The 23,424-nt window shown below is 64.6% G+C and carries 22 protein-coding genes; 17 read left to right on the forward strand and 5 right to left on the reverse strand.

All coding sequences use genetic code 11. The features are described from left to right. Positions 1-117 precede the first annotated feature (117 nt). Positions 118-1,239 (reverse strand): DUF2332 family protein, encoded by a 1,122-nt coding sequence (locus tag C0V72_RS00425; RefSeq protein ID WP_101791239.1) that lies wholly within the window; start codon positions 1,237-1,239, stop codon positions 118-120. Positions 1,240-1,485: 246 nt separating this feature from the next. Here C0V72_RS00425 and C0V72_RS00430 point away from each other — a divergent pair, with 246 nt between their 5' ends. The 13 genes from C0V72_RS00430 to C0V72_RS00485 all read left to right on the forward strand — a co-directional run bounded on the left by C0V72_RS00430 (position 1,486) and on the right by C0V72_RS00485 (position 14,412). Beyond that, positions 1,486-3,246 carry a methyl-accepting chemotaxis protein gene (locus C0V72_RS00430; RefSeq protein WP_172438854.1) on the forward strand — a complete coding sequence of 587 codons (1,761 nt, stop codon included), beginning with the start codon at positions 1,486-1,488 and terminating at the stop codon, positions 3,244-3,246. Positions 3,247-3,312: 66 nt separating this feature from the next. Next, on the forward strand, positions 3,313-4,833 hold the full coding sequence (locus C0V72_RS00435) for a methyl-accepting chemotaxis protein (protein ID WP_101791241.1): 1,521 nt from the start codon (positions 3,313-3,315) through the stop codon (positions 4,831-4,833). Between the two features lie 75 nt (positions 4,834-4,908). Next, on the forward strand, positions 4,909-5,166 hold the full coding sequence (locus tag C0V72_RS00440) for an STAS domain-containing protein (protein WP_101791242.1): 258 nt from the start codon (positions 4,909-4,911) through the stop codon (positions 5,164-5,166). Next, positions 5,163-7,298, forward strand: coding sequence for a chemotaxis protein CheA (locus C0V72_RS00445; RefSeq protein ID WP_101791243.1), 2,136 nt, complete (start codon positions 5,163-5,165; stop codon positions 7,296-7,298). Before C0V72_RS00440 ends, C0V72_RS00445 begins: the two co-directional genes overlap by 4 nt. A 3-nt stretch (positions 7,299-7,301) precedes the next feature. Continuing rightward, positions 7,302-8,195, forward strand: a complete 894-nt coding sequence (locus C0V72_RS00450) for a CheR family methyltransferase (protein WP_233999706.1) — start codon at positions 7,302-7,304, stop codon at positions 8,193-8,195. Beyond that, positions 8,192-9,262 (forward strand): chemotaxis-specific protein-glutamate methyltransferase CheB, encoded by a 1,071-nt coding sequence (gene cheB, locus C0V72_RS00455; protein ID WP_101791245.1) that lies wholly within the window; start codon positions 8,192-8,194, stop codon positions 9,260-9,262. Before C0V72_RS00450 ends, cheB begins: the two co-directional genes overlap by 4 nt. After that, positions 9,259-9,828 carry a chemotaxis protein CheD gene (locus C0V72_RS00460; protein ID WP_233999707.1) on the forward strand — a complete coding sequence of 190 codons (570 nt, stop codon included), beginning with the start codon at positions 9,259-9,261 and terminating at the stop codon, positions 9,826-9,828. Before cheB ends, C0V72_RS00460 begins: the two co-directional genes overlap by 4 nt. An 18-nt stretch (positions 9,829-9,846) precedes the next feature. Beyond that, positions 9,847-10,230 carry a response regulator gene (locus tag C0V72_RS00465; RefSeq protein ID WP_101791246.1) on the forward strand — a complete coding sequence of 128 codons (384 nt, stop codon included), beginning with the start codon at positions 9,847-9,849 and terminating at the stop codon, positions 10,228-10,230. 33 nt (positions 10,231-10,263) lie between these two features. After that, the gene (locus tag C0V72_RS00470) at positions 10,264-10,704 is read left to right on the forward strand and encodes a chemotaxis protein CheW (RefSeq protein ID WP_101791247.1); all 441 of its coding nucleotides are present in this window, start codon (positions 10,264-10,266) and stop codon (positions 10,702-10,704) included. A 2-nt stretch (positions 10,705-10,706) separates the two neighbouring features. Then, complete coding sequence (locus tag C0V72_RS00475; RefSeq protein WP_101791248.1) at positions 10,707-11,009, forward strand: hypothetical protein; 303 nt, start codon at positions 10,707-10,709, stop codon at positions 11,007-11,009. After that, positions 10,999-11,301: a hypothetical protein gene (locus tag C0V72_RS16300; RefSeq protein ID WP_172438855.1), complete on the forward strand. Its 303-nt coding sequence runs from the start codon at positions 10,999-11,001 to the stop codon at positions 11,299-11,301. Before C0V72_RS00475 ends, C0V72_RS16300 begins: the two co-directional genes overlap by 11 nt. 4 nt (positions 11,302-11,305) lie before the next feature. Continuing rightward, on the forward strand, positions 11,306-12,838 hold the full coding sequence (locus tag C0V72_RS00480) for a methyl-accepting chemotaxis protein (RefSeq protein WP_172438856.1): 1,533 nt from the start codon (positions 11,306-11,308) through the stop codon (positions 12,836-12,838). A 122-nt stretch (positions 12,839-12,960) separates the two neighbouring features. After that, entirely contained in the window at positions 12,961-14,412 is a 1,452-nt protein-coding gene (locus C0V72_RS00485; RefSeq protein ID WP_101791250.1) for a globin-coupled sensor protein, read from the forward strand. Positions 14,413-14,433: 21 nt separating this feature from the next. Here C0V72_RS00485 and C0V72_RS00490 read toward each other — a convergent pair whose 3' ends face one another. After that, positions 14,434-15,846, reverse strand: a complete 1,413-nt coding sequence (locus C0V72_RS00490; RefSeq protein ID WP_101791251.1) for a M20/M25/M40 family metallo-hydrolase — start codon at positions 15,844-15,846, stop codon at positions 14,434-14,436. Between the two features lie 120 nt (positions 15,847-15,966). Here C0V72_RS00490 and ettA point away from each other — a divergent pair, with 120 nt between their 5' ends. Both ettA and C0V72_RS00500 read left to right on the forward strand, forming a co-directional pair. Further along, positions 15,967-17,640, forward strand: a complete 1,674-nt coding sequence (gene ettA, locus C0V72_RS00495; RefSeq protein WP_101791252.1) for an energy-dependent translational throttle protein EttA — start codon at positions 15,967-15,969, stop codon at positions 17,638-17,640. 128 nt (positions 17,641-17,768) lie between these two features. Beyond that, positions 17,769-18,422, forward strand: a complete 654-nt coding sequence (locus C0V72_RS00500) for a GGDEF domain-containing protein (RefSeq protein WP_101791253.1) — start codon at positions 17,769-17,771, stop codon at positions 18,420-18,422. Between the two features lie 23 nt (positions 18,423-18,445). Here the strand turns inward: C0V72_RS00500 and C0V72_RS00505 are convergent, their stop codons facing one another. Then, positions 18,446-19,033: a pyridoxamine 5'-phosphate oxidase family protein gene (locus C0V72_RS00505; RefSeq protein WP_101791353.1), complete on the reverse strand. Its 588-nt coding sequence runs from the start codon at positions 19,031-19,033 to the stop codon at positions 18,446-18,448. Positions 19,034-19,214: 181 nt separating this feature from the next. On the opposite strand from C0V72_RS00505, the gene C0V72_RS16505 reads away from it, so the two are divergent. Together C0V72_RS16505 and C0V72_RS00515 are read left to right on the forward strand one after the other, a co-directional pair. Then, entirely contained in the window at positions 19,215-20,351 is a 1,137-nt protein-coding gene (locus tag C0V72_RS16505) for an RcnB family protein (protein ID WP_233999708.1), read from the forward strand. A gap of 111 nt (positions 20,352-20,462) precedes the next feature. Continuing rightward, positions 20,463-21,128, forward strand: coding sequence for a prolyl hydroxylase family protein (locus tag C0V72_RS00515; protein WP_101791254.1), 666 nt, complete (start codon positions 20,463-20,465; stop codon positions 21,126-21,128). Between the two features lie 10 nt (positions 21,129-21,138). On the opposite strand, the gene C0V72_RS00520 is transcribed toward C0V72_RS00515, so the two are convergent. Together C0V72_RS00520 and C0V72_RS00525 are read right to left on the reverse strand one after the other, a co-directional pair. After that, positions 21,139-21,684 (reverse strand): DUF1003 domain-containing protein, encoded by a 546-nt coding sequence (locus tag C0V72_RS00520; RefSeq protein WP_101791255.1) that lies wholly within the window; start codon positions 21,682-21,684, stop codon positions 21,139-21,141. Between the two features lie 8 nt (positions 21,685-21,692). After that, positions 21,693-23,309: a lysine--tRNA ligase gene (locus tag C0V72_RS00525; protein WP_442792538.1), complete on the reverse strand. Its 1,617-nt coding sequence runs from the start codon at positions 23,307-23,309 to the stop codon at positions 21,693-21,695. Positions 23,310-23,424 lie beyond the last annotated feature (115 nt).

Consider the following 23,424-nt stretch of genomic DNA (forward strand, 5'->3'; position numbering starts at 1 on the left):
CCCCGTCATTGCCGACACTCCCTTCAGGTCGGCTTCTTCGAGTGCAGCTTGGTTGCTAACCTGCACGAATTGGCAGATGCGAAAGCGCCCCCTAGGGAATGACGCGGGGACGCGGGCCTATGCCAGCCCGCGCCAGTCGATCCATTCGCCATAGGGGTGACAGATGGCGGCAAGGCGCGCGGTGCCCTGCATCGCGCCGCCATCCCATTCGGCAATTCTCAGTTCCACGGCCTGCCGATCCGCCCGCCATTCAATGCTGACCCGCGCGATCGGGCGATCCCGGCTGGCCCCAGCCGCCGCCGCAGCAGCGAAAGCGGCATCAATCGCGGCCCGTTCCGCCGCGTCGGCATATTGCAGCACCATCGAATGGAACACCACGCGGCGCACGCCATCGCGCTGCGGCACGGCGAATTGGCCGTTGAGCCAATTGCTCGCCAGCCCCTTGTCGACCGTGGTGGGGTATTTCAGCGCAAGACCGATCGCTGCCTCAAGCCGCGCCGCCCGCCCCATCTCTCCCGGCCAGACATAGGCCTTGAGGCTTTCACGGTCTGCGTCATCCGCGACATTGAGCGGATGGAGATCAACCCCCCGCGCCCGCGTAACCGCAATCGCGCCGCGCGCTGCGGCGAGCCCGCGCCACTCCGGTTGCAGCAGCACCGGGCTTTCCGGCGCGCAAGCCGCCATTGTCCCCAGCTTCACGGCATAGCGGGGGAAATTCAGGTTGAGGCCTGCGCTCGCGCCCAGTTCCAGCACCTCGCATGGCAAAGCCCGTTCGCGTCCAAGCTCCAGCAGCGCGGCCACCAGCCCCGCAACGCGCAGGGTCTCGTTGGTCTGCGTGGGGTGCGCGAGCCAGCCGAGCAGTTCGCAGGCGTGGACATCAAGTGCCTCGGCGAGGGCTGCCTCAAGCCCAAAGGAAGACGGCCTCACACCGGCTTCGTAAAGCGCCCGCAGCACGCCTGGTTCGCGCCCCGCCAGCGCCAAGGCATGCAGCCCGGCGTTCAAACGAAAGATCACGCCATCATTCGCCAGATCCCCCGGCCAGTGTTCGACCGCGTCAAAGATCCCCTCCGCACCCGGCAACACCCGTGCCAGCGCATGCATCAACGCAGCCGCCAGCGGCTTGCCGAAATCTTCAGCTTTGCGCGCCTCGATCAGCAGCTGGTTGACCGCGCGCGAGGATGCCGGGATTGCGACCTGCGCTGCGGCAACCCAATCAGCCGGTTGATATAGAATGGTCAAAAGCTCCGCCTCGTGTCGCTGTAACAGCCGACCTGCCTAAAGCCTGCGCACCAACACTATCTCCCGCCGCGCTAGGTGAAATCGCGCAGCAGCGGCCCACGCCGGCCCTGCGTAGCATTACCGATCCGGGATCAGCGGCATGGTTAAATTGGTCCGGACTATCGCCATGCTCCGAATTGCTTGAAATGCCGCCGGGCGCACGTCTCCGGTCTGGCATGTGAGGACACGAGAGCCATGCTTGACCGGATGAACATTCCCCGCCGCCTCGGATTTGCCTTTGTGGTGCTGAACGTGGTGGCTGCGACTGTGATGATTGCGTGCGGGATCAGCCTTGCGATGATCTCGTCTGTCACGGCGCGCAACACCGAAAGCCAAGCGATCCTGGCGAATGTTCTCGGCCTGGAGACGGCCTTGCTGCGCCAGAACAGCCAGCTGCGCGGATATCTGGTGACCGGCGATAACAGCTATCTCAAATCCTATTACGAAGGCCGCGACGATTACGACCGGATGTCAGCAGAGCTGGAACAGCAACTTGCCGAACCCGAGCTTCAGGAAAAAGTCCGGGTCAGCCGCGCCGAAACGCTCAAGTGGCGGCGCGACTGGGGTGACAAATATGTCGGCGTGGTCAAATCAGGCAATCGCGACGGCGCGCAGGAGGCGATCCGCCGGGCGGGCAAGCGGGTGCTGGTCAGCGATGCGGTGAATCCGCTGCGCGACATCCGCGATGCGCAGCACGAAGCCATCGAAAGCCAGAGCGAGCGGCAGGCCAATGTCATTATGGCGGCATGGATTGCGCTGGGTCTGGGCGCGGCGATCCTGATCGGACTGGCTCTGGTGCTGGCGCGCGGACTGGCCCGGTCTATCGCCAAGCCGATCGGGGCGCTGACGCAGGCGGTGACCGATCTGTCGCGCGGCGCCACCGATGTTGCCGTGCCGGGCACCGAACGCACCGACGAACTCGGCGCGATGGCGCAGGCGATGCTGGTCTTCCGCGATGCCGCAATCGAACGCCAGCGCGCCGTGGCCGAGCGTGAGGATGCCGTCGCCCGGATCGGCCAGCATTTGGCAGCAGTCGCCCATTCCGACCTGACCGTGCGGCTCAACGGAATGCCCGAAGCCTTCCAATCGCTCGCCAACGATTTCAACGGCGCGATGGAACGGCTGTGTCAGGCCATGAGCACGGTCAATGAAAGCATCGGCTCGATCAATCTGACCTCGGGCGAAATCGAACATGCGATGACCGATCTAGCCAGCCGCAGCGAAGATCAGGCCTCGCGCTTGCAACTGTCTTCCAGCACCATGACCAGCCTGACGGTCAATATCGAGCAGAACGCCAGCCTTGCCATCGGGGTCAGCGGATCGATGCGCGATGCACGCCAAGAGGCGGAAACCGGCGGCGAGGTGGTGGGCCGTGCGATCCAGGCGATGGGCCAGATCGAAACCGCCAGCGTCGAAATCTCCGAGATCACCGCGATGATCGACAATATCGCCTTCCAGACCAATCTGCTGGCGCTCAACGCCGGGGTCGAAGCGGCCCGGGCGGGCGAGGCAGGAAAAGGCTTTTCGGTCGTCGCCTCGGAAGTGCGCGCCTTGTCGATGCGCGCAACCGAAGCGGCCAGCGAGATCAAGAAGCGTGTGGATGCCGTCAACGGCCACGTCCAGACCGGCGTGTCGCTGGTCAACGAGACCGGATCGGCCTTGCAAACGATCATCGCCCGTGTGGGCGAAGTCACTGAGGCCGTCACGCGCATCGCCGATGCCGTGAGCGAGCAAAGCGTCGCGCTGCGCCGCGTCAATGAAACCATCAGCGCCATGGACAAGATGACCCAGCAGAATGCTGCGATGGTCGAAGAAACCAATGCCGCCACCAAGAACCTGAACCACGAAGCGCGCCAGCTGGCGACCACCTTCGCAGGCTTCCGGATCAGTCAGGATCATGGCGGGCAGACCGGTTGGGACAACCCGGCCCCATCCCGGACAAGTCCCCGCCGCCCACTCGCGGCCTGAGATCAACCCTAAGGGCTTGCTCATAGGCCTTGCGCAAACCGCCTTTCAGACGCCGCCCATACAACAATGAATCATATCGCCTCCAAGGACTTCGCCATGATCATCTGGTTCAAAAAGCACGCTCCGATCCGCCGCAAGTTCACGGTGATGGTGGCAACGACCGGCGCGATTGGCGCCGCAAACTTGCTGGGCGCTGTCATGGTCATGCTGGATTTCATGAGCCCGGTGGCAGCGGTGTTTGTCACACTGGTCACCTTGCTTGGGTCAACGGCAATGATGCTGGCCGCCAAGGAAATGATTGCCGCCCCCTATGTCGATACCGTGGTGCGGATGGAGAAACTGGCAGCAGGCGATCTTAACGCGCCGATCGCGCACACCGATCACAGCGATTGCGTGGGCCGGATGACCAAGGCGATGTCGACCTTCCGCGAAAACGCAGTGCGCCTTGATGAGGCCAAGGCCGATCAGTCGAACGTGGTGGTTGAAACCCTAAGCGCGGCGCTTGATCGGTTGGCACAGGGCGATTTGACGCATCGCATCACGCAGATGCCATCGGGCGAGCATGTTCGGTTGCAGGATGCTTTCAATGCTTCGGTTGCCAAACTCGAAACCATGATCGGCGCCGTGCGCGCCACCGCAGGCGGGGTGCGCACCAGCTCGGACGAAATCCGCGCAGCATCCGAAGACCTCGCCCTGCGCAACGAGCAGCAGGCAGCAAGCCTTGAAGAAACCGCCGCGTCAGTCGGCGAAGCCACTGGGCTGACGCGCAAGTCGGCCGAAAACGCCGTCGCGGCCCGAAGCGCCATCGCCCAAACCCATGCCCGCGCCACCGAAGGCGGGGCGGTGGTCAGCAAGGCGGTCGCAGCGATGGGCGCGATCGAGCAATCGGCAAAGGAAATCACGCAGATCATCGCCGTGATCGACGGGATCGCGTTCCAGACCAACCTGCTGGCGCTGAACGCCGGGGTCGAGGCTGCGCGTGCCGGCGAAGCGGGCAAGGGCTTTGCCGTGGTCGCCAACGAAGTGCGCGCGCTGGCCCAGCGAAGCGCCGAGGCCGCGCGCGACATCAAGGCGCTGATCGACAAGTCGACCGCCCATGTCGGCGATGGGGTCAGCCTGGTGGGCGAAACCGGAACACTGCTTGCCGAGATCGTGGGTCAGGTCGGAGCGGTCACGCAGCAGGTCAACGAAATCGCCGAAACCACCGCCTCGCAGGCGAGCAACCTCGAACAGGTCAATATCGCGGTCGGCACCATCGACCGGATGACCCAGCAGAACGCGGCCATGGTCGAACAGTCGACAGCCGCCACCCGCAGCCTGTCAAGCGAAGCCCAGCGGCTGGGCGAGCTGGTCGCGCAGTTTCGGGTGAGTGCGAGCGGACAGCCAGCCGCGACCTTCGCCCCGCCCGCCCCCACGCCGGCAATCGCGCCGCCGCCAGCGCGTATCGCCGCTGCGCCAGCCGCGCGCAAAGCGCCCGCGCGCAAGGTTTCCGCCGCGCCGAAGGTGACCGGCAATCTGGCCCGCAAGCCTGCACCCGCTCCAGCGCCCACCACGCACATTGATGAGGATGACTGGAGCGAGTTCTAGACCCGGCTCTGACCCTCGCCAGCCGCCGCCTGGCCCCCGCCAACCCATCCGCAAGTCTGCACAAGGCCCGCACCGATGATCACTTTGCCCCCCCTTTGCGACCGCAGCGCTGCCGCAGCGCTCCTTCCCGAATTCGCAGAGTCGCTCGGGCCTGCGCCGCTCGCGGTTGATGCCAGCAAGGTCGAAAAAATCGGTCAGGCAATGTTGCAACTGCTGGTCTCGGCCGCGCGCAGCGAGGGCGGGATCGCGATCCATCGCCCCAGCAGCGCGTTTACCGCAGCGCTTTGCCTGACCGGGCTTGACCATATCGTGATCGAAGGTGTGGCAGCATGACCGAAGACGATATCAAGCAGATCTTCTTCGTCGAATGCGAAGAATCGCTCGAAGCGGCCGAGGCTGGCCTTGCCGCCTGCCGCGAAGGCACCCACGACGCTGAAACGATCAATGCAATTTTCCGCGCGGTCCATTCCATCAAGGGCGGTGCCGGGGCGTTCGGACACACGGCGCTGGCGGCCTACACCCACGGTTTCGAAAACCTGCTCGGCGAAATCCGCGAAGGCCTGGTGCCGCTGGAGCCAGCGCTGGTTGATCTGTTGCTGCTGGCGCTGGATTGCTTGCGCGACCATGTCGAGGCCGCGCGCGGCGATGGCACAGCGCCCGATGATGCCGAACTGCTGGCCCGGCTGGAAGCTGCCCAAGCAGGCGGCGCGGGAGCGGATGCCGCACCTCGGGTGGCGGCCGAAGCTGCAACAGAGTCTCCGACTGCGGCACCGGCGTTCGACGATCTTGACGCCTTGCTCAACGAATTGTCGGCCCCCGCGCCAGCGCCAGCCCCCGACATGCCAGACACGTGGCTGGTCCACATCCGGCCCCACGCCGGTGCCATGACCAAGGGAAGCGAGCCGCTGCTGTGGCTGCGCGAGCTCACCGATCTGGGCGGCCTTTGCGAGGCGTGTGACCTTTCCGCGATCCCCACCATCGAGCGTCTGCTGATTGAAGAAGGCTATCTTGGCTGGACGTTCCGAATGCCCGCCGATGTGACGCGGGCCAGCGTGGCCGAAATCTTCGACTTTGTCGGCGATGATGTCGCCATTGCCTATGGGCCGGACGGCACCATGCCGCCCTCGCGCACAGCACCGCCGCCAGCAGCGCAACCCGACAGCGACCCGGTCAAAGCGCCGGTCAAGCCGCAGGCCACGACCGGAGCCGCGCCGCCTCCGCCCCAAGCCCCTGTGGCCGCCGCCGCAACAGCAGCCGCAGCCGCAGCGCCCGCGACTCAATCGGTCCGGATCGATCTGAAGAAGCTCGACATGCTGATCGACGGGGTGGGCGAGCTGGTGATTGCGCAGGCCATGCTGGCCCAGCGCCTGACGAATGAGAACCTCGCCCATATCGAGGAGCTGGCGCTGATTGACGGTCTGGTGCGCGACATCCAGGAACACGCCATGGCCTTCCGCGCCCAGCCCATCAGCTCGGTGTTCGGGCGCGTTCCTCGCCTGCTGCGCGAGCTTGGCGGAAGCACCGGCAAGCATGTGAAGCTGGAAGTGATGGGCGAGACGACGGAACTCGACAAGACAGTGATCGAGCGTCTGTCGGAGCCGATGACGCACCTGATCCGCAATGCGGTCGATCACGGCATCGAACCGCCCGAAGAACGCCGCGCCGCAGGCAAGGACCCCGAAGGCACGCTGACCCTGTCAGCCGAACAGAAAGCCGGACGGATCATCATCCGCATCGCCGACGACGGGCGCGGGATCGACCGCGACCGGGTGCTCGCCAAAGCCATCTCCAACGGGCTGATCGCGCCTGAAGCGCAGCTTTCCGATGACGATATCAACCAGCTGATCTTCGCTCCCGGTTTTTCCACCGCCGCGCAGGTCTCGAACATTTCGGGGCGCGGCGTGGGCATGGATGTCGTCAAGCAGAACGTGAAAGAACTGGGCGGCCGCATCACCATCGAAAGCACGCCCGGCAAGGGCACCACCTTTGCGCTGGCGCTGCCGCTGACACTGGCAATTTCGGACGGGATGATTGTGCAGGTGGGCGATCAGTCGCTGGTGATCCCGCTGACCCATGTCATCGAGAGCCTGCGTCCTACGCCGGCTGATGTGAAAGGCATGGGCACCCGGGCGCAGATGCTCAACGCGCGCGGCAGCTTTGTGCCCATCGTGCCGCTGGGCGTCATGACCGGTGCCAATGATGCGGTCAGCAATCCGTGCGAAGGCGTGCTGGTGCTGGTCGAAACCGAAGGCCATGGCCGGGCGGCGCTGCTGGTCGATACCATCACCGATCAGCGCCAGTTCGTGATCAAGGTGCTGGATGCGCATTACCGCCAGATTGACAGCGTCGCGGGCGCAACGATCCTGGGCAATGGCAAGGTCGCGCTGATTGTCGATGTCGATTTTATCGCCAGCGCCGCTGCGCGCACCGGGACCGGTGCTGCTGCGCTCGCGGCCGCGGCCTGACCCATGCACGGTTCTTCCGCCCCGGTGGCCAGTGACAGCATGGTGCCCGGTGTCAGCCCCGCAATCTACAGCGAGGCCGACTTTCGCCGCATCGCCGATCTGATCCATGCCGAAACCGGGATTGTGCTGTCCGAGCGCAAGAAGATGCTCGCCTATTCCCGGCTTGCCCCGCTGGTGCGGCGCAGCGGGCTGACGAGTTTTAGCGCGTTCCTGGACACGCTGGGGGGCAATGGCGCAGTGATGACCGAAGTGGTCGCCGCGCTGACCACCAATCACACCTATTTCCACCGCGAGCCCCACCATTTCGACCATTTTGAGCGGGTGGTGAAGCCCGGCCTCGTCGCCCGCGCGCTGGCTGGGGAAGATGTGCGCATCTGGTCGGCAGGCTGTTCGACAGGCGAGGAAATCTGGACCTTGCTGATGGTGCTGCTGGGTTCCGGCCGGGAGGCCGGCATGAAGCTGGCGCGCAGCAAGCTGATCGCGCTGGCCAGCGATATCTCGACCAATGCGCTGGGCGGGGCGCGGGCGGCGACCTATCCCGCCAGCGCGCTTGACGCCTTGCCCGAGGCGCTGCGCCGGACCTGGTGTGTGCCGACCACTGACGAAGGCGAACCGCGGTTGAAAATCGACCCGGTGGTGCAGGCGATGGTCCGCACCCGGGTGCTGAACCTGATGGGCGATTGGCCGATGCGGCGCCCGTTTGACATCATCTTCTGCCGCAATGTCATGATCTATTTCGACGCGCCGACCAAGGATCGGTTGGTCGAACGCTTTGCCCGCCAGCTGGTGCCGGGCGGATACCTTTACATCGGCCATTCCGAACGGGTGAGCGGCCCCGCCACGGCCCTGCTCGAACCGGTTGGCCCAACCATCTATCAACGGAGCGGCGCGCCATGAGCATCCGGGTTTTGATCGTCGATGACAGCTCGCTGATGCGCGCATTGCTGCAGCACCGGCTTGAGTGCGAGCCCGGCATTACCATCGCCGGCACCGCCGCCAATGCCGCAGAGGCGCGCCAGCTTATCAAGACGCTGGATCCTGATGTGGTGACGCTCGACATCGAGATGCCGGGCATGGACGGGCTCTCGTTCCTTGAAAAGATCATGCAGCTGCGCCCGACCCCGGTGATTCTGGTATCGGGTGCAACCGAAGCGGGCGCCAGCGCCACCGCGCGCGGGCTGCAACTGGGCGCGGTGGGCTGCATCGCCAAATCCCAGCTGAGCCTGACGCCGGGCGCCCGTGATGATGGCGCGCTGGTTGCCATGGTGCGTGAAGCCGCCAAGGTCCGGTTTGGCCCAGTGACCGCCCCGGCGCCCGTTCGTGCGGCCCGGCCGCCCATCGCCAGCACGAGCGCACCGCCGGGTCCGCGCCCGGACGTCATTGTTATCGGCGCTTCAACCGGCGGTGTCGAAGCACTGCACACCGTCCTTGCCGATTTTCCGGCCGACTGTCCGCCGACCTTGATCGTCCAGCACATCAACGGCTGCTTTGCCGGAGCGATTGCGCAGTCCTTCGACCGCGCCGTGCGCCCGCGCGTCATGTTGGCTGAAACCGACATGCCGCTGGAACAGGGCACCGTGCTGCTGGCACCGGGCAGCGAGCGGCATTTGCAGGTCGCTGCCGCAGGCTCTCACGGGTTGCGCTGCGTGCTGCGCGAAGGCGATCCGGTTGCAGGGCATCGCCCCAGCGTGGACCGGCTGTTTGCCTCGCTTGCGGCCACCCTTGGCCCCTCGCGGGGCGGGCGCGCGGTCGGTATTTTGCTCACGGGCATGGGGCAGGATGGCGCGCAGGGGATGGTCCAGCTTGCCAGCATCGGCGCGCGCACGATCGCGCAGGATCAGGCCAGCTGTGTCGTTTTCGGCATGCCGCGCGCCGCGATCGAACTGGGCGCGGCGGGCGAAGTCTTGCCGCTCGCGAAGATTGGCGCTGCCGTATTCACTCCCGCCAAGGCTCTGCTGCCATGACTGCGATGACCCCCATTCTGCCCGCCGCGGGCATCCCGCCTGAAATGGTTCGCATGACCATCGTTCAGGGCGAGGCCAAGGCCAGCACCGATCCGCGTGTCGAGATGAGCACGATCCTTGGCAGCTGCGTTGCCACCTGCCTGTTCGATCCGGTGGCAAAGGTGGGCGGGATGAACCATTTCCTGCTCGCCGAGCCGCCAGCCCATGTCCGCAATCAGGCGTTTGACAGCGATTACGGCCTCTACCTGATGGAGCTGCTGATTAACGAAATGCTGGGCCTTGGCGCCCGCAAAAGCCGGATGCGCGCGCGACTTTACGGGGGGGCGAACCTCAATCCCGATTTGAGCCCGATCGGCACCGCCAACGCCGCCTTCGCCCGGCAATTCCTCGAACGCGAGAACCTGCCCTGTGTGTTCGAGGATCTGGAAGGCACGCAGGCGCGCCGCATCCAGTTTCGTCCGGTCAGCGGGCAAGTGCGCGCGCGGCTGGTTCCGGCCGATACCGCCCCTACGCAAAAACCATTGGGGCGGCCGCAATCGGCGCTTGGGACAGTCGAGCTATTCTAGCATCAAACGGAGCAAATCATGGAAGCCAGCAATTCCGCCACTATCCGTGTCCTCACGGTCGACGACAGTGCCAGTATGCGCGCGCTGCTGCTTGGCGCCCTCACCTCACGCGGGTTCGCGGTCGAACAATGCGAGGACGGTCAGGAAGCGCTCGAATGGCTCGCCTCGAACGAGGTCGATGTCATCATCACCGATATCAACATGCCACGCCTTGATGGCTTTGGCCTGATCGAAAAGCTGCGCACCAGCGCGCTCCACGCTGAACGTCCGATTCTGGTGCTGACGACGGAAAGTTCCGACGAGAAAAAGCAGCGCGCCCGCAACGCTGGAGCGACCGGGTGGATCGTCAAGCCGTTTGATGCCGACAAACTGACCGCCGCCCTGCGCCGCGTCATCCATTGATCCTGCCCGCCTGACCGCCCGAGGAGCCGCCCCATGCGCCACGAACTGATTACCTTCGGCATCGCCAACCAGCGCTTTGGCATCGACATCATGACTGTGCGCGAAATCCGCGCCTGGTCGCCCGTTACTCGCCTGCCGCGCGTGCCCGATTATGTCGCGGGCGTCGTCAACCTGCGCGGCGCGGTGCTGCCGGTGATCGATCTGGCTGCTCGGCTCGGCTGGACGCCCACCGAAGCCACCCCGCGCAATCCGATCATCGTGATCGAACATGATAGCCAGATGCGCGGGCTGATTGTCCATGATGTCGCCGACATCGTCTCGATCGAAGCGGGCACGCTTCAGCAACCCGACACGATGGGACAGGAAACGATCACGCATTTCGTTCAGGGCATTGCCCCGCTGGGCGATGACATGGTGATGGTGCTCGATCTGGCGCGGCTGATGGCTGACGAACCGATTGAACTGGCGGCGTGAGCATGAGCCTTCCTGCCCCTCGCAACGAGCCGCCGCCGGGCGCGCCGCACGCACCGGCCTTGCTCGCCGGCATCGCCGAGCGGATGGCGGCGCTGGCCGAAGATGCCGAGCAGTTCGGTGTGGTGCTGTGCTGCGATGCTGACGTGGCGAGCCGTTATCTGGTGCAATTGCAGCAGATTGACCGGCTTGCGCAGTCGCTGCGCGAGATGGCAGCCGTGCTGTACGCGGACGATCCCAAGGCAGCGGTTTCGGCCATACGACTGGGCGATCTGCGCATCCTGCTGGAGAAAATCTGTGCGATCTGACCGCCGCCTGATCGCGGTTCATGGTATCGGCGTTGCCTTCGCCCTGATCGCAGCGGTTGCATGGCCGCGTCCGGGGCAGGCGGCGCTGCTGGTGCCGGTGGGCGAAAGCGGGCTGCCGCATATATTGCAGTGGGCAGACCGCGAGCAGGCCGCACTGCTGCAAGTCGATGCCGTCAGCGGCCAGGTCGTGGCGCGCATTGCGAACAGTGGCAGCCTGCTGCGCGCCCTTGGCGCCGGCATCATTCCCATCAGCGCCCGCGCGCCGGGATGTCAGCCACCGGACAGAAGGTAAACCCATGGTCGCCGACGAAATGTGCCAGTTACGCGAAAATGGTGTGCGGATGCTCGCCGCGCTCGCAGCTGTAGTGAGCGGTATCCTTGTGGTCTGGGCACTGATCGGTGACGCGCCGCTGGTAGCGGTCAGCGCCGTCGTGCTTGTCGCACCGCTGATATGGAGCGCGCATCAGCACCGCTGTGACGCGGTGGCCCGGGTCATGACCGGCGTGACGTATCCGCTGTTGGCCGGATTGCTGCTGGCGCTGGCCAGCAACACCGACTGGCTGGTCGATATGCATATCGTGTTCTTCGCCTTTCTCGCGATGCTGGCTGCGCTTGCCGATTGGCGGGTGATCGTCACCGGCACGTTTGTCACGGGACTGCATCATCTCCTGCTCAATCTCTTCGCCCCTGGGTATGTCTTTCCCGATGGCGCCGATTTGGGGCGCGTGCTGTTTCACGCCGCCATCGTGCTGATCGAAGCGCTGGTGCTGATTTATCTGTGCCTCCAGACCGAAGGACTGATCCGCCGCGTCACGGAGGCACGCACCGCGCAGGCCGCCCTTGACGCCGAGCGCCACGCCGAACGCGAAGCCATCAGCGCAGAGCAGCGATTGGTCCTGGCGGGCCTTAGCGAACGGCTCCGCACCTTGGCAGCCGGCGACCTTGCCGCCCGGCTGACCGCGCCCTTCCCCGGCGAATATGAAACCGCACGCCTGCTGCTCAACAGTTCATGCTCCGAACTTGACCAACTGGTCGGGGCCGTCGCGCTGACCGCAGATCAGGTGGCCAGCGGCGCGCATGAACTGCGAGAGGCGTCCAGCGATCTGGCGGGCAAGACCGAGCAGCAAACGGCCGCCGTCGAGACAGTGGCACATACCGCTGGCGACCTGCTGCGTGATATCGAGGCGCAGGCGCAGCTATGGTCTGCGACCCGTTCCACTGCCCTCGGCGCCAAGGCCGATGCTGATCGCGGCGCGGTGGAAATCACCGGCGCAGCCGAAGCGATGAGCCGCATTGAAGCCTCTTCGGCGGAAATCGGCGAGATGATCGCTTTCATCGACACGATCGCCTTTCAGACCAACCTGCTGGCGCTCAACGCAGGCGTCGAAGCGGCGCGCGCTGGCGAAGCGGGCAAAGGCTTTGCCGTGGTGGCCAACGAAGTGCGCGAACTGGCGCAACGCTCAGCCCAATCGGCGAGCGCAATCAAACAGCTGGTCGCCGCATCCAGAGACGAAGTTGCCTTGGGTGTGACCCGCGTGCAGCAAATGGTGAGCCTGCTGGCATCGCTGGTGTCGCGCTTTTCCGACATTGCCGGACAGGTCGACCAGATCGCCAGCGGTGCAGACGGGACGGTCGATGCAATCCGCCAGATCAACGCTGCAACAGCGATGCTGGACCGGGCGATGCAACAAAACGCCGCGATGGCAGAGCAGACCAGCGCAGCATCGGTCGCGCTGCTGCGCAGCGCCGAAAGCCTTAACGGGCAGGTTTCCCGGTTTCAGCGGCACAATGCCCCAGCTGTCGTGCCCGCTTTGGGCCGCGCAGCATGACACCCCAGTATAGGGCCAAGCCCTGCCCCTCCCATGCCGACCGATGACACCCGGCGGCCAGCAAAAGACCGGAAGATTATCGAGAAACGATCGCACGAACACCAACCTTAAGGAGCAGCCGCATGTCGCGAGACCAACTGCAAGAACGGCTTGAAGATTACGGGCTCGACACGATCCAGCATGGTACCTTGAACGGCATCGGCCGCGCGCTCAAGCGGCGGCTGGATACCGCGCTCGATGGGTTTTACCGCGTGATTTCGCAGCGCCGCGAGCTGTCTGCCCATTTTGAAAGCCCGCAGCAGATGGCCCGGGCCAAGGGGATGCAGGCCGAACATTGGCAAGCCGTGTTCCGCGACGGGGTCGATGATCGTTTCTACCAGCGCGCCACGCGGATCGGTGATGTTCATGCCCGCATCGGGCTGGAGCCGAAATGGTATGTCGGCGCCTATGGCATGGTGCTTGACGAGTTGATTACCGCGATCATCGCGCCGGGCTGGCTCGGCCTGCTGCCGTGGCGGCGGGCGCAGGCACGCCAGGTCGCGACCTTGGTAAAGGTCTCGCTGCTTGATATTGACCTGGCGCTGTCGGGCTATTTCAAGAACTCGGAAGAACAGGTGCGCACGATCGTTAGCGATAAGCTGGGCACCGCCCTGCGTCAGGTTGCGGCCGGTGATCTGACCACCCGCCTTGATGGCTTCCCGCAGGAATATCGCCAGGTCGAGGATGATTTCAACGCGGCGCTTGGCGTGCTCAGCGAAACGCTCGGCAATGTGGTCACGGGCATGGATTCCATGACCAGCGGGGCGACCGAAATCCGTTCGGCCGCTGACGACTTGTCCCGGCGCACCGAAGAACAGGCCGCCAACCTTGAAGAAACCGCAGCGGCCATCAATTCGATCAATGCCAGCGTGCAGGACAGCGCTTCAACCAGCGCCAGCGCGCGCGGCACCATTTCCGAAACCAGCGCGCGGGCGCAAGATGGTGCCAAGATCGTGGCGGAAGCCGTGGGCGCGATGCAGCAGATCGAAAGCTCTTCGCAGGAAATCAACTCGATCATCGCCGTCATTGAATCGATCTCCTTCCAGACCAACCTGCTCGCGCTCAACGCCGGGGTTGAAGCCGCACGCGCCGGAGAGGCAGGCAAGGGTTTTGCCGTGGTCGCCAACGAGGTGCGCGCGCTGGCCCAGCGCTGCGCAGAAGCCGCCGATGAAGTGAAGGCATTGATTTCGGCCAGTTCGACACAGGTCAGCCGCGGGGTCGATCTGGTCGGCCGGAGCGGCGAGGCCTTCGCCGCCATCAACCGCGACATCACCGCCCTTTCTGGCGCGATCCAGACAATTGCAGGTTCGGCTGCGCTCCAGGCGGAAAACCTCTCGCAGATCACCACTGTGGTGGGCGAGTTGGACCGGTCAACCCAGCAGAACGCCGCGATGGCCGAACAGTGCACCGCTGCTGCAACCTCGCTGACGCGCGAGGCGGGCTTGCTCAACAATGCCTTGTCGCAGTTTACCGTGAGCGGACGCGGCGCAGCAGGCGGGCGGGTGCTGGATGCCTTTCTGAACCGCGCGGCCTGATCTTGCGCCTAAGCGAGGCGGCTAGTTGCTTCCCATGATCTTGGGCGCAGAGGGGACCACTCCACCGGTCAGGATCGGATTGGCCTCGTTCGCAAGAATGCCGGTGACCATCGTCCAGACCGCGACGTTCTGGCGCAATTGCGCCGGGTCGATCTTGTCGAGCGTGTCGTCAGGCGTGTGGTGCAGATCGAAATAGCGGGTGCCGTCCTGCTGCAAGTCGATGAGCGCGCCCTTCTGGTCGCGGACGATGTTGAGATCGGCGCCGCCGGTGGCGGCATCAGTGCCGCTCGAAACGCCGAACCGCGCCACGGCGGCAGCAAGGCGCTTGTGCAGGTCGGGATTGGTTTCGCGGAAATTGCTTTCAAACCGCCAGATCCGGTCCGCGCCGAAATCGCTTTCCAGGCCAACCGCAATGGGTTCGTCGATATGCGCCTTGCTGTAGGCGGCTGAGCCGAACAGCCCGACCTCCTCAGCGCCCGCCATCAGCACGCGGACGGTGCGCAAGGGTTGGCCCGCCTGCTTCACCTTCAACGCCGCGGCTGCAATGATGGCACATCCCGCACCATCATCGAAGGCGCCCGGCGCGTTCCACCAACTGTCGATGTGGCAGGCCAGCAGCACCGGCGGGAGCGACGGATCGCGCCCGGTGATCTCGCCCACCACATTGCCGCTTTGCATTTGGCCGATCCGGCGCGGGTTCAGTTCAAGCTTGAGCGTGATCGGACGCCCGTTTGCCCGCGCGAACATCCGTTCGAGGTTTTCAGCATCAGGCAGGCTGAGCGCGCCCGCAGGGGTCGGCGTGACGCCCTCGGGAAAGCTGGTCCCGCCGGTATGCGGGTTACGGTGGTGGTCGGTGCCGATCGATTTGATAACGGTAGCGATGGCGCCTTTACTGGCTGCGATCCCTGCCCCGACCCAGCGGGCAGGGCCAGCAAAGCCGTAATGCGAGCCATCCTGCGCCGGGCGCATCTGGTGGCTGATATAGGCGATCTTGCCTTTCAGGCTACCCTCGGGCGCAGCGCGCAGATCGTCGACGGTGCGGAAAAACACCACTTCGGCCTCGATCCCGCCCACAGGCGTCGCCGCAGAATTGCCCAGCGGCAGCACGGCCAGATCCTGCGCGAAAGGCGCGGTCACGCGGGCACGGGCGATGTCGCCGGGCACCCAGGTGTCCATCATGAACGGCTCGTCCGCGACTTTCGCAAAGCCCTTGGCCTTCAGCCACGCCGCTGCCCAAGCCCGTCCGCGTGCCTCGGCCTCAGTGCCTGCCTGACGCGGGCCGACTTCGGTGGTCAGCCCTTCGACAAAGGCATAGGCATTCGTGTCATTGGCCAAAGCATCTTCTGCCTGCTGCTCCAGCGTCAGCGGCGGAGGCGTGGCAGCAGCGGGGACGGTCAGCGAAAGCGCAAGCAGCGCGGCAAGGGTGCGGGTCATGGGACGCGGTGCTATCGCTGTCCCTCGCGCAAGTCTAGCCGCTTGCCCTCAGCCATCCCCTTCCCTATCTGCGCAGCCAAACTACACACCTGAATTTTCGATCCTACAAGGACCAATCCGATGGCCGCGCAATACGCCTATGTCATGAAGGGCATGACCAAGAGCTTCCCCGGTGCCCAGAAACCGGTGCTGAGCAACATTTCGCTGCAGTTCTATCAGGGTGCCAAGATCGGCATCGTCGGCCCCAACGGCGCGGGCAAATCGACCCTGATCAAGATCATGGCCGGGATCGACAAGGATTTTACCGGCGAAGCGTGGCCGGGCGAGAACATCACCGTCGGCTATCTTGAGCAGGAGCCGGAGCTCGACAACAGCAAGACCGTGCTCGAAAACGTCAAGGATGGCGCGCGCGGGATCGCCGACATGGTCGACCGCTTCAACGAAATCAGCGCCCTGATGTGCGAGCCCGATGCCGACTTTGAAGTGCTCGGCGCAGAGATGGGCGAGCTTCAGGACAAGATCGACGCGGTCGACGGCTGGACGCTCGACAACCAGCTTGAAGTCGCGATGGAAGCGCTTCGCTGCCCGCCGGGTGACTGGGCGGTGGAAAGTCTGTCTGGCGGCGAAAAGCGCCGCGTCGCGCTGACCCGTCTGCTGATCCAGAAGCCTTCGATCCTGCTGCTGGACGAACCCACCAACCACCTCGATGCAGAATCCGTCCAGTGGCTGGAAAACCATCTGAAGGAATATGCCGGCGCGGTGCTGATGATCACCCACGACCGTTATTTCCTTGATAACGTGGTGGAATGGATCCTCGAACTCGACCGTGGTTCGTACTACCCCTACGAAGGCAACTATTCGACCTACCTCGAAAAGAAGGCCAAGCGTCTGGAGCAGGAAAGCCGCGAGGAATCCGGCAAGCAGAAGGCGCTGCAACGCGAACTCGAATGGATCCGGCAGACCCCCGCCGCACGCCAGACCAAATCCAAGGCGCGTATCCGCAAGTTTGAAGAACTCCAGAACGCGCAGGACAGCCGTCAGGTGGGCAAGGCGCAAATCGTCATTCAGGTGCCCGAGCGCCTTGGCGGCAAAGTGATCGAAGCCAAGAACATCACCAAGGCTTACGGCGACAAGCTCTTGTTCGAAAACCTCAGCTTCATGCTGCCGCCCGGCGGCATCGTCGGCGTGATCGGACCGAACGGCGCGGGCAAGTCCACACTGTTCAAGATCCTGACCGGCAAGGAACAGCCCGACAGCGGCACGATCGAAATCGGCAGCACCGTGCATCTCGGCTATGTCGACCAGAGCCGCGATCACCTGAACCCGGCCAACAATGTGTGGCAGGAAATCAGCGACGGGCTGGATTACATGACCGTCAACAAGCAGGAAACCTCGACCCGCGCTTACGTGGGCGCGTTCAACTTCAAGGGCGCTGACCAGCAGAAGAACGTCGGCAAGCTTTCGGGCGGGGAACGCAACCGCGTCCACATGGCCAAGATGCTGAAGCAGGGCGGCAACGTGCTGCTGCTGGACGAGCCGACCAACGATCTCGACGTGGAAACGCTGGCCGCACTGGAAGACGCGATTGAAAACTTCGCCGGCTGCGCCGTGGTCATCAGCCACGACCGCTTCTTCCTCGATCGCCTCGCCACCCACATCCTCGCCTTTGAAGGCAACAGCCATGTCGAATGGTTCGAAGGCAACTTCGAAGCTTACGAGGAAGACAAGCGCCGCCGTCTTGGCGATGCAGCGGATCGTCCGACACGCCTCGCCTACAAAAAACTGACGCGCTAACCGGAGCGTTGGCAAGGCTTGGCTTTTCCCGCTGCGATTAGCGTAAATTTCAGTTTAACTGCGCCTTAATCAGACTTACGTCATTCTCCTCAGCGACAAGATAAGTCGCATAAGGACATTGGGGCGTGATGACAGGGATTGAATTGCCGCTTGAGGTGGCAGGGCTGCTGTGTGCCAGCTTTGCTTTGCTTGGCGCATGGACGGGGCGCAGTCAGACAATCCGGCGGTTTGATCCGCAGCGCAAGGCGAGACAGGGCGCGGGGCGAGGCCCGGCGGTCAGTCTGGGACTGCGGGGCGGCCTTGGGCGCGGTGCCAGCCACGCCGTGCTGGAGGGGCGGATCGACCAGCTGGCAGCGCTGCGCACGATCTGGAGCGTTGAGACCAGCGACGAAGTCCGCGAACACGTGATCGCCGTGATGCGCGCCGGCCTGCGACACGGCGACCGGATGACACTTGCCGGGGGCGAGGCCTTCACGATTGTCCTGCCCGGCGCGGACGAACGCACCGCTGTTCGCATTGCCGACCGCTTGCGCCGCACGCTCGCCCGTCTGAACTTGCCGCAACTCGGCGGTCAGGCCCATCTGACGGCGAGCTTCGGGGTTGCAGCCGAACGCTTTGGCGAAACCGGCGATACCTTGGTGCGCCGCGCGCGGCGCGCACTGGATGCAGCGGTGGCCAAAGGCGCTGACCACATCGTTCCCGCCAGCGAGATCGAGGAAATCATGCTTCTGCCAGCCCCGGCGCCGATACCGTCCATCATGCCGGCCGCGTCAGCAGCATAATTGCAAGGAACCGGCACTGCGCCTCAGGGCGATACCCAGCGCCCCTCCCACGCAGCATCCGCTGTGCTGCGGGCGAACTGCGCGCGCACGTGGCCGGTATGGGCGAGATACAGCCAATCAAACGCGGTCAGCGTAATTCGCAGCAAGGCGAAGTTTTCGCGCGCCGGGATCAATTGCGCATCATCCGGCTCTACCCCTTCAAACTCAGGCGGAAGGCCTGAGGTCGGGTTCTCGGACGGCGTTCCCGGCCCATCGCCAAGATAGCATCGCCGCGCAAAATTGGTGCCTGCGGCCCAAGCCGCATCAACTTCACTGCCGCGTGTGATGATCTCAGCGTGCCCGCGCGTGCGGATCTGGATTTTCGCGCCCTTGTCGTAAAACAGCACCGCGGCGCGCGGATCGGCAGCGATTGCGGCAGCTTTGGGCGCGCGGACGTCGGTATGGAGCCGCAGCCGCCATGCGGCGCTGTCGAACGCACGCAGCACCATCACCCGCGCATCAATATCGCCGGTCACAATCACTGGGGTGTGGAACGGTGATTTGCGGTCACGCGGCGCGCGAATCAGGCGATTGCGGCAATCGGTGAGAACATCGTCGAGCGTTTCGAACATGCCTTGCGCCATTGTCGCGGCAGCCACCGGCGTCAAGCATCGCGAGAAATATTCATATCCGACCCATTTTTTCTGAACATCGATAGGCCGGTTCATCCCTGCGACAGTCTGCAAGGCCTATCTGAAATCATCTCAACAAGCCGGTTGTGGTGGGCTGGCGTTCTTGGAGGCCCTACCAATGATGACCTTCTTCGTACCCTTTGCAAAGTCGGGCGGATCGCTCGCGGCGCTGGCGGCGGCCCTTGCCCTGACCCTGCCTGCCGCGCCTGCGATGGCGCAGGACAATCCGAACGTCCGATCCGAAGCCCGCTCGCAGGCCCGGATCGAACGCCAGCAAATCCGCGCGCAAAATCGGCCCGGCCCGGTTCGGGTGCAGAACGAAAGGGTGTCACAGCCGCGCCCGGAGCGCATCGCCCAGCCGCGTCCTGTTGCCCAGCCACGGGCGACTGCCAGACAGCAGCCTGCCGCGCGCGGCGGGTTCGGCGGCGATGTGGTGGCGCGGGCTCAGGCGGCGCAGCGCGCACAGCGGATAGATCAGCGCAGCGAACAGCGCGCAGACCGGGTCGACCGCCGCAGCGAACAGCGCGCCGCGGTCGTTGACCGCCGGAGCGAACGGCAGGCCAACCGCATTGAACGGCGCGGCGATATCCGGGCAGACCGGCTTGACCAGCGCGGCCGGGAGATCGCAGCGGACCGGGTCGACCGGCGCACCGACCGTCTTGCCGACCGGGTCGAGCGACGCGGTGATATCCGCGCTGACCGGATTGAAAACCGCGGGAACCGGCGCGCGGATCGCATCGAGGATCGCGGCGATCGGCGGGCCGACCGCATCGATGGTCGCCGCGGCGGTTTCGGATCGAACGTGCGCGATCTTGCCCGCGATGGGCGTCGTGATGACTGGCGCGGCGATCGCAGGGATGACTGGCGGGGCGACCGGCGCAGCTGGCGGCGCGATGACTGGCGCCACGGCTGGAACGGCCGTCCGGGCTGGGATAACCGCGATTTCCGGCGCTGGAACAATGGTTGGCGGGGTGACCGGCGCTACGACTGGAATGGGTGGCGGCGCAGCAACCAGTTCCTGTTCCGGCCCGGTGCCTATTACGCGCCATTCCGCAGTCACCGGTACAGCCGGGTGGACGTCGGGTTCTATCTCGACAGCCTGTTCTTCCAGCCGCGGTTCTTCATCAATGACCCCTGGCAGTACCGCCTGCCGCCAGCCTACGGACCTTACCAATGGGTCCGGTATTATGACGATGTCGCGCTTGTCGATATCTACACCGGCGAAGTCGTAGACGTGATCCACGGCTTCTTCTGGTAAGCCTCCCCCAAGTCGCACTGAACCCCGCCGGAGCAATCCGGCGGGGGTTTTTCGTTTGGCTCTGATAGCTGAACTTGCATGAGGATCGCGGGTTGGTAGGGCAGGCGTGCGATGTCCCATGACCCTGTCCCCGATCAGGACGCGCTGGCAAAGGTCGGCGCAGCCGTGCGTGCGCGGCTTGCCGCAGCGCCGCAGGTCCATCGCATTCCTGCCGACGGGGCCGAATTGTTTGCGATCGGCGGGTTTGTTTCCGGCGAGGAATGCTTGCAGCTGTGCGACTTGATCGATGCCGCCGCGCGGCCCTCGGCGTTGCACGAACTTGACTACGCCAGCGGCTATCGCACCTCCTATTCCAGCGATCTTGATCCGCGCGGGACGTTGGTGACGGCGATCTCGGCGCGGATCGATGCGGTGCTGGGGCTGGATGCAAGCTTCGGCGAACCGGTGCAGGGTCAGCGGTACTGGCCCGGTCAACAGTTCAAGCCGCATAACGACTGGTTCTACACATCCGAAGGCTATTGGCCGCAAGAACGGCTGCGCGGCGGGCAGCGTTCTTGGACCGCCATGGCGTACCTCAACACGGTCGAAGCGGGCGGCGCGACTGCCTTTACCGCGCTCGGCATCCAGATCGAACCCAAGCCCGGCGTGCTCCTGCTGTGGAACAACGCCCTGCCCGATGGCCGCCCCAACGAGGCAACAATCCATGCCGGATTGCCGGTGGAGAAGGGCGCCAAATACATCATTACCAAGTGGTATCGCACGCGCGAATGGCGATAGGGAGCCGCGCTCAGGCCTCGGGCTGGCCCGGGATTGGGGCTGTGCCGGCTTCCCGGCGTTCGGCACGGGCGGCCTGCGCCAGCGTTTCGATCCGGTGCGACAGGCGCAGGATTTCCATCTGCGTGCGCAGGTTCACTTCGTAATCGTGGCGCGCGGTAATCCGGTCCTTTCGCGCCTGCCGGTTCTGGCTCATCAGGATGATCGGGGCCTGCACCGCCGCCAGCATCGACAGCATGAGATTCAGGAAAATGAACGGATAGGCATCGAACGGCCGCCATCCCAGCATTTCCAGCGCGCCGCTGTTCAGCACCACCCAGATCATCAGCACCACGCCGAACCCGATGATAAAGCCCCAGCTGCCGCCCACTGCTGCCACGCGGTCGGCCAGCAAATCGCCCCGGCTTGCCTGCCCCTGCGCCAGTTCATCCGCATCGCGCCCGGTAAAGCTGCCTGCCGCCACGCGCCTGAGCACGCGCTGTTCGTCCGCTTCAAGATCATCGAAGTCGCGGCCCAGCAGGTCGCGAGCAAGCTTGCGGGGATCGGCTTGCCGGGTCATGCCATGTCCTACGCTTTCGCCAACGCTTCGGCAATCAGCGCGCGGGTGGGCGCAATGCCATAGAGCGCGATGAAGCTGCCCATGCGCGGGCCCTGTTCGGAGCCGAGCAGGGTTTCGTAGAGCGCCTTGAACCAGTCACGTAAGGATCCGAAGCCGAATTCCTCGATCTTGCCGATTTCATAGACGATGGTCTGGAGGTCTTCCGCGCTGGTGGCCGGGTCCGCCTCGGCCAGCGCAGCGTCGAGCGCTTGCAAAGCCCCCACCTCGCCGCCCACAGGCGCGCGCTTGGCCAGCGTCGGGGCCACGAAATCGCGGTTATAGGCGAGCGCCTTGCCTACCAGCGCATCGAGCGCCGGGTGCGCCGCCGGATCGGCACCTTCGACATAATTGCCAAGGTAGGACCACACCGCCTCCCGCGTGGCGCCTGCGCCGAGCACGCCGACGAGGTTCAAGAGCAGGCTGAAGGGCACCGGCAGCGTATCGCCCGCGCCGGGCGCTTCCGCACCGGCGAAAGACTGGTTCGCGCGCAGCAAGTGCCACACCGGGTTGCCCAGCTGCTTGTCGATGTCCTGCTGCGGCAAAGCGCTGCGGAACTGCCAGTAATCGTCCACCGCCTTGGGGATCACGCCGGCGTGCAATTGCTTGGCGCTCTTGGGATTGGCGAAGATGTAATGGCCGAGGCTTTCCTCACTGCCATATTGCAGCCATTCCTCGATCGACAGGCCATTGCCCTTGGACTTGGAGATCTTCTCGCCCTTCCCATCGAGGAACAGCTCGTAGATCAGGCCTTCGGGCTTGGTCCCGCCGAGCACGCGGGCGATCTTGCCCGACTGGATGCCGCTATCGGTCAGGTCCTTGCCGTACATCTCGTAATCGACGCCGAGCGCCACCCAGCGCATCGCCCAGTCGACCTTCCACTGGCACTTGGCCATGCCGCCCAGTGCGGATTGTTCGACGGCGCTGCCGTCTTCATCAGTGAAACGGATAATCCCGGCGGCGGCGTCCACCACCTCGACCGGCACCTGCAACACCGCGCCCGTGGTCGGCGAAATCGGCATGACGGGCGAATAGGTGCGGCGGCGTTCCTCGCCCAAGGTGGGCAGCATGATGTCGAGGATCGCGCCAAAATTGGCGAGCACGCCCTTCAGCGCCTCATCAAACTTCCCGCCATTGTAGCAATCGGACGAGCTGACGAATTCATATTCGAACCCGAAGCGATCGAGGAAGTCGCGCAGCATCGCATTGTTGTGCGCGGCGAAGCTTTCAAACTTTTCAAAGGGGTCGGGGATACGCGACAAGGGCTTGCCCAGATGCTGCGCCAGCATTTCGCGGTTCGGCACATTGTCCGGCACCTTGCGCAGGCCATCCAGATCGTCCGAAAACGCCACCAGCCGGGTCGCCGCGCCGCCCGTCAGCGCCTCATAGGCGCGCCGGACCAACGTGGTGCGCAGCACTTCCTGGAAGGTGCCGATATGCGGCAGGCCCGATGGGCCGTAGCCGGTTTCAAACAGCACACCGCCGGGCTTGCCGTCCGGATAGCGCTTGGCGAGGCGCTGCGCCTCCTGAAACGGCCATGCCTTGGAGGTTTGCGCTGCGGCGATAAGGGCTTCACGAGTGATGGTCATAGTGTGGCGGCTATTAGGGATGGTGGGCAGGCTTGCAAGCGTGCGTTTACAATCGCGGCGCCCTCCCCCATCTTCGCGGCGTGACGTCCCCTGACACCCTGCCCGATCCCCTGCC

It is taken from the genome of Porphyrobacter sp. TH134 (genome assembly GCF_002855495.1).
Lineage (GTDB): Bacteria > Pseudomonadota > Alphaproteobacteria > Sphingomonadales > Sphingomonadaceae > Erythrobacter.

Coding starts and splice junctions, on each gene's coding strand:
- C0V72_RS00430 (WP_172438854.1), top strand. CDS start 1,486: ATGAACATTCCCCGCCGCCTCGGATTTGCCTTTGTGGTGCTGAACGTG.
- C0V72_RS00435 (WP_101791241.1), top strand. CDS start 3,313: ATGAATCATATCGCCTCCAAGGACTTCGCCATGATCATCTGGTTCAAA.
- C0V72_RS00440 (WP_101791242.1), top strand. CDS start 4,909: ATGATCACTTTGCCCCCCCTTTGCGACCGCAGCGCTGCCGCAGCGCTC.
- C0V72_RS00445 (WP_101791243.1), top strand. CDS start 5,163: ATGACCGAAGACGATATCAAGCAGATCTTCTTCGTCGAATGCGAAGAA.
- C0V72_RS00450 (WP_233999706.1), top strand. CDS start 7,302: ATGCACGGTTCTTCCGCCCCGGTGGCCAGTGACAGCATGGTGCCCGGT.
- cheB (WP_101791245.1), top strand. CDS start 8,192: ATGAGCATCCGGGTTTTGATCGTCGATGACAGCTCGCTGATGCGCGCA.
- C0V72_RS00460 (WP_233999707.1), top strand. CDS start 9,259: ATGACTGCGATGACCCCCATTCTGCCCGCCGCGGGCATCCCGCCTGAA.
- C0V72_RS00465 (WP_101791246.1), top strand. CDS start 9,847: ATGGAAGCCAGCAATTCCGCCACTATCCGTGTCCTCACGGTCGACGAC.
- C0V72_RS00470 (WP_101791247.1), top strand. CDS start 10,264: ATGCGCCACGAACTGATTACCTTCGGCATCGCCAACCAGCGCTTTGGC.
- C0V72_RS00475 (WP_101791248.1), top strand. CDS start 10,707: ATGAGCCTTCCTGCCCCTCGCAACGAGCCGCCGCCGGGCGCGCCGCAC.
- C0V72_RS00480 (WP_172438856.1), top strand. CDS start 11,306: ATGGTCGCCGACGAAATGTGCCAGTTACGCGAAAATGGTGTGCGGATG.
- C0V72_RS00485 (WP_101791250.1), top strand. CDS start 12,961: ATGTCGCGAGACCAACTGCAAGAACGGCTTGAAGATTACGGGCTCGAC.
- C0V72_RS00490 (WP_101791251.1), bottom strand. CDS start 15,846: ATGACCCGCACCCTTGCCGCGCTGCTTGCGCTTTCGCTGACCGTCCCC.
- ettA (WP_101791252.1), top strand. CDS start 15,967: ATGGCCGCGCAATACGCCTATGTCATGAAGGGCATGACCAAGAGCTTC.
- C0V72_RS00500 (WP_101791253.1), top strand. CDS start 17,769: ATGACAGGGATTGAATTGCCGCTTGAGGTGGCAGGGCTGCTGTGTGCC.
- C0V72_RS00505 (WP_101791353.1), bottom strand. CDS start 19,033: ATGTTCGAAACGCTCGACGATGTTCTCACCGATTGCCGCAATCGCCTG.
- C0V72_RS16505 (WP_233999708.1), top strand. CDS start 19,215: ATGACCTTCTTCGTACCCTTTGCAAAGTCGGGCGGATCGCTCGCGGCG.
- C0V72_RS00515 (WP_101791254.1), top strand. CDS start 20,463: ATGTCCCATGACCCTGTCCCCGATCAGGACGCGCTGGCAAAGGTCGGC.
- C0V72_RS00520 (WP_101791255.1), bottom strand. CDS start 21,684: ATGACCCGGCAAGCCGATCCCCGCAAGCTTGCTCGCGACCTGCTGGGC.
- C0V72_RS00525 (WP_442792538.1), bottom strand. CDS start 23,309: ATGACCATCACTCGTGAAGCCCTTATCGCCGCAGCGCAAACCTCCAAG.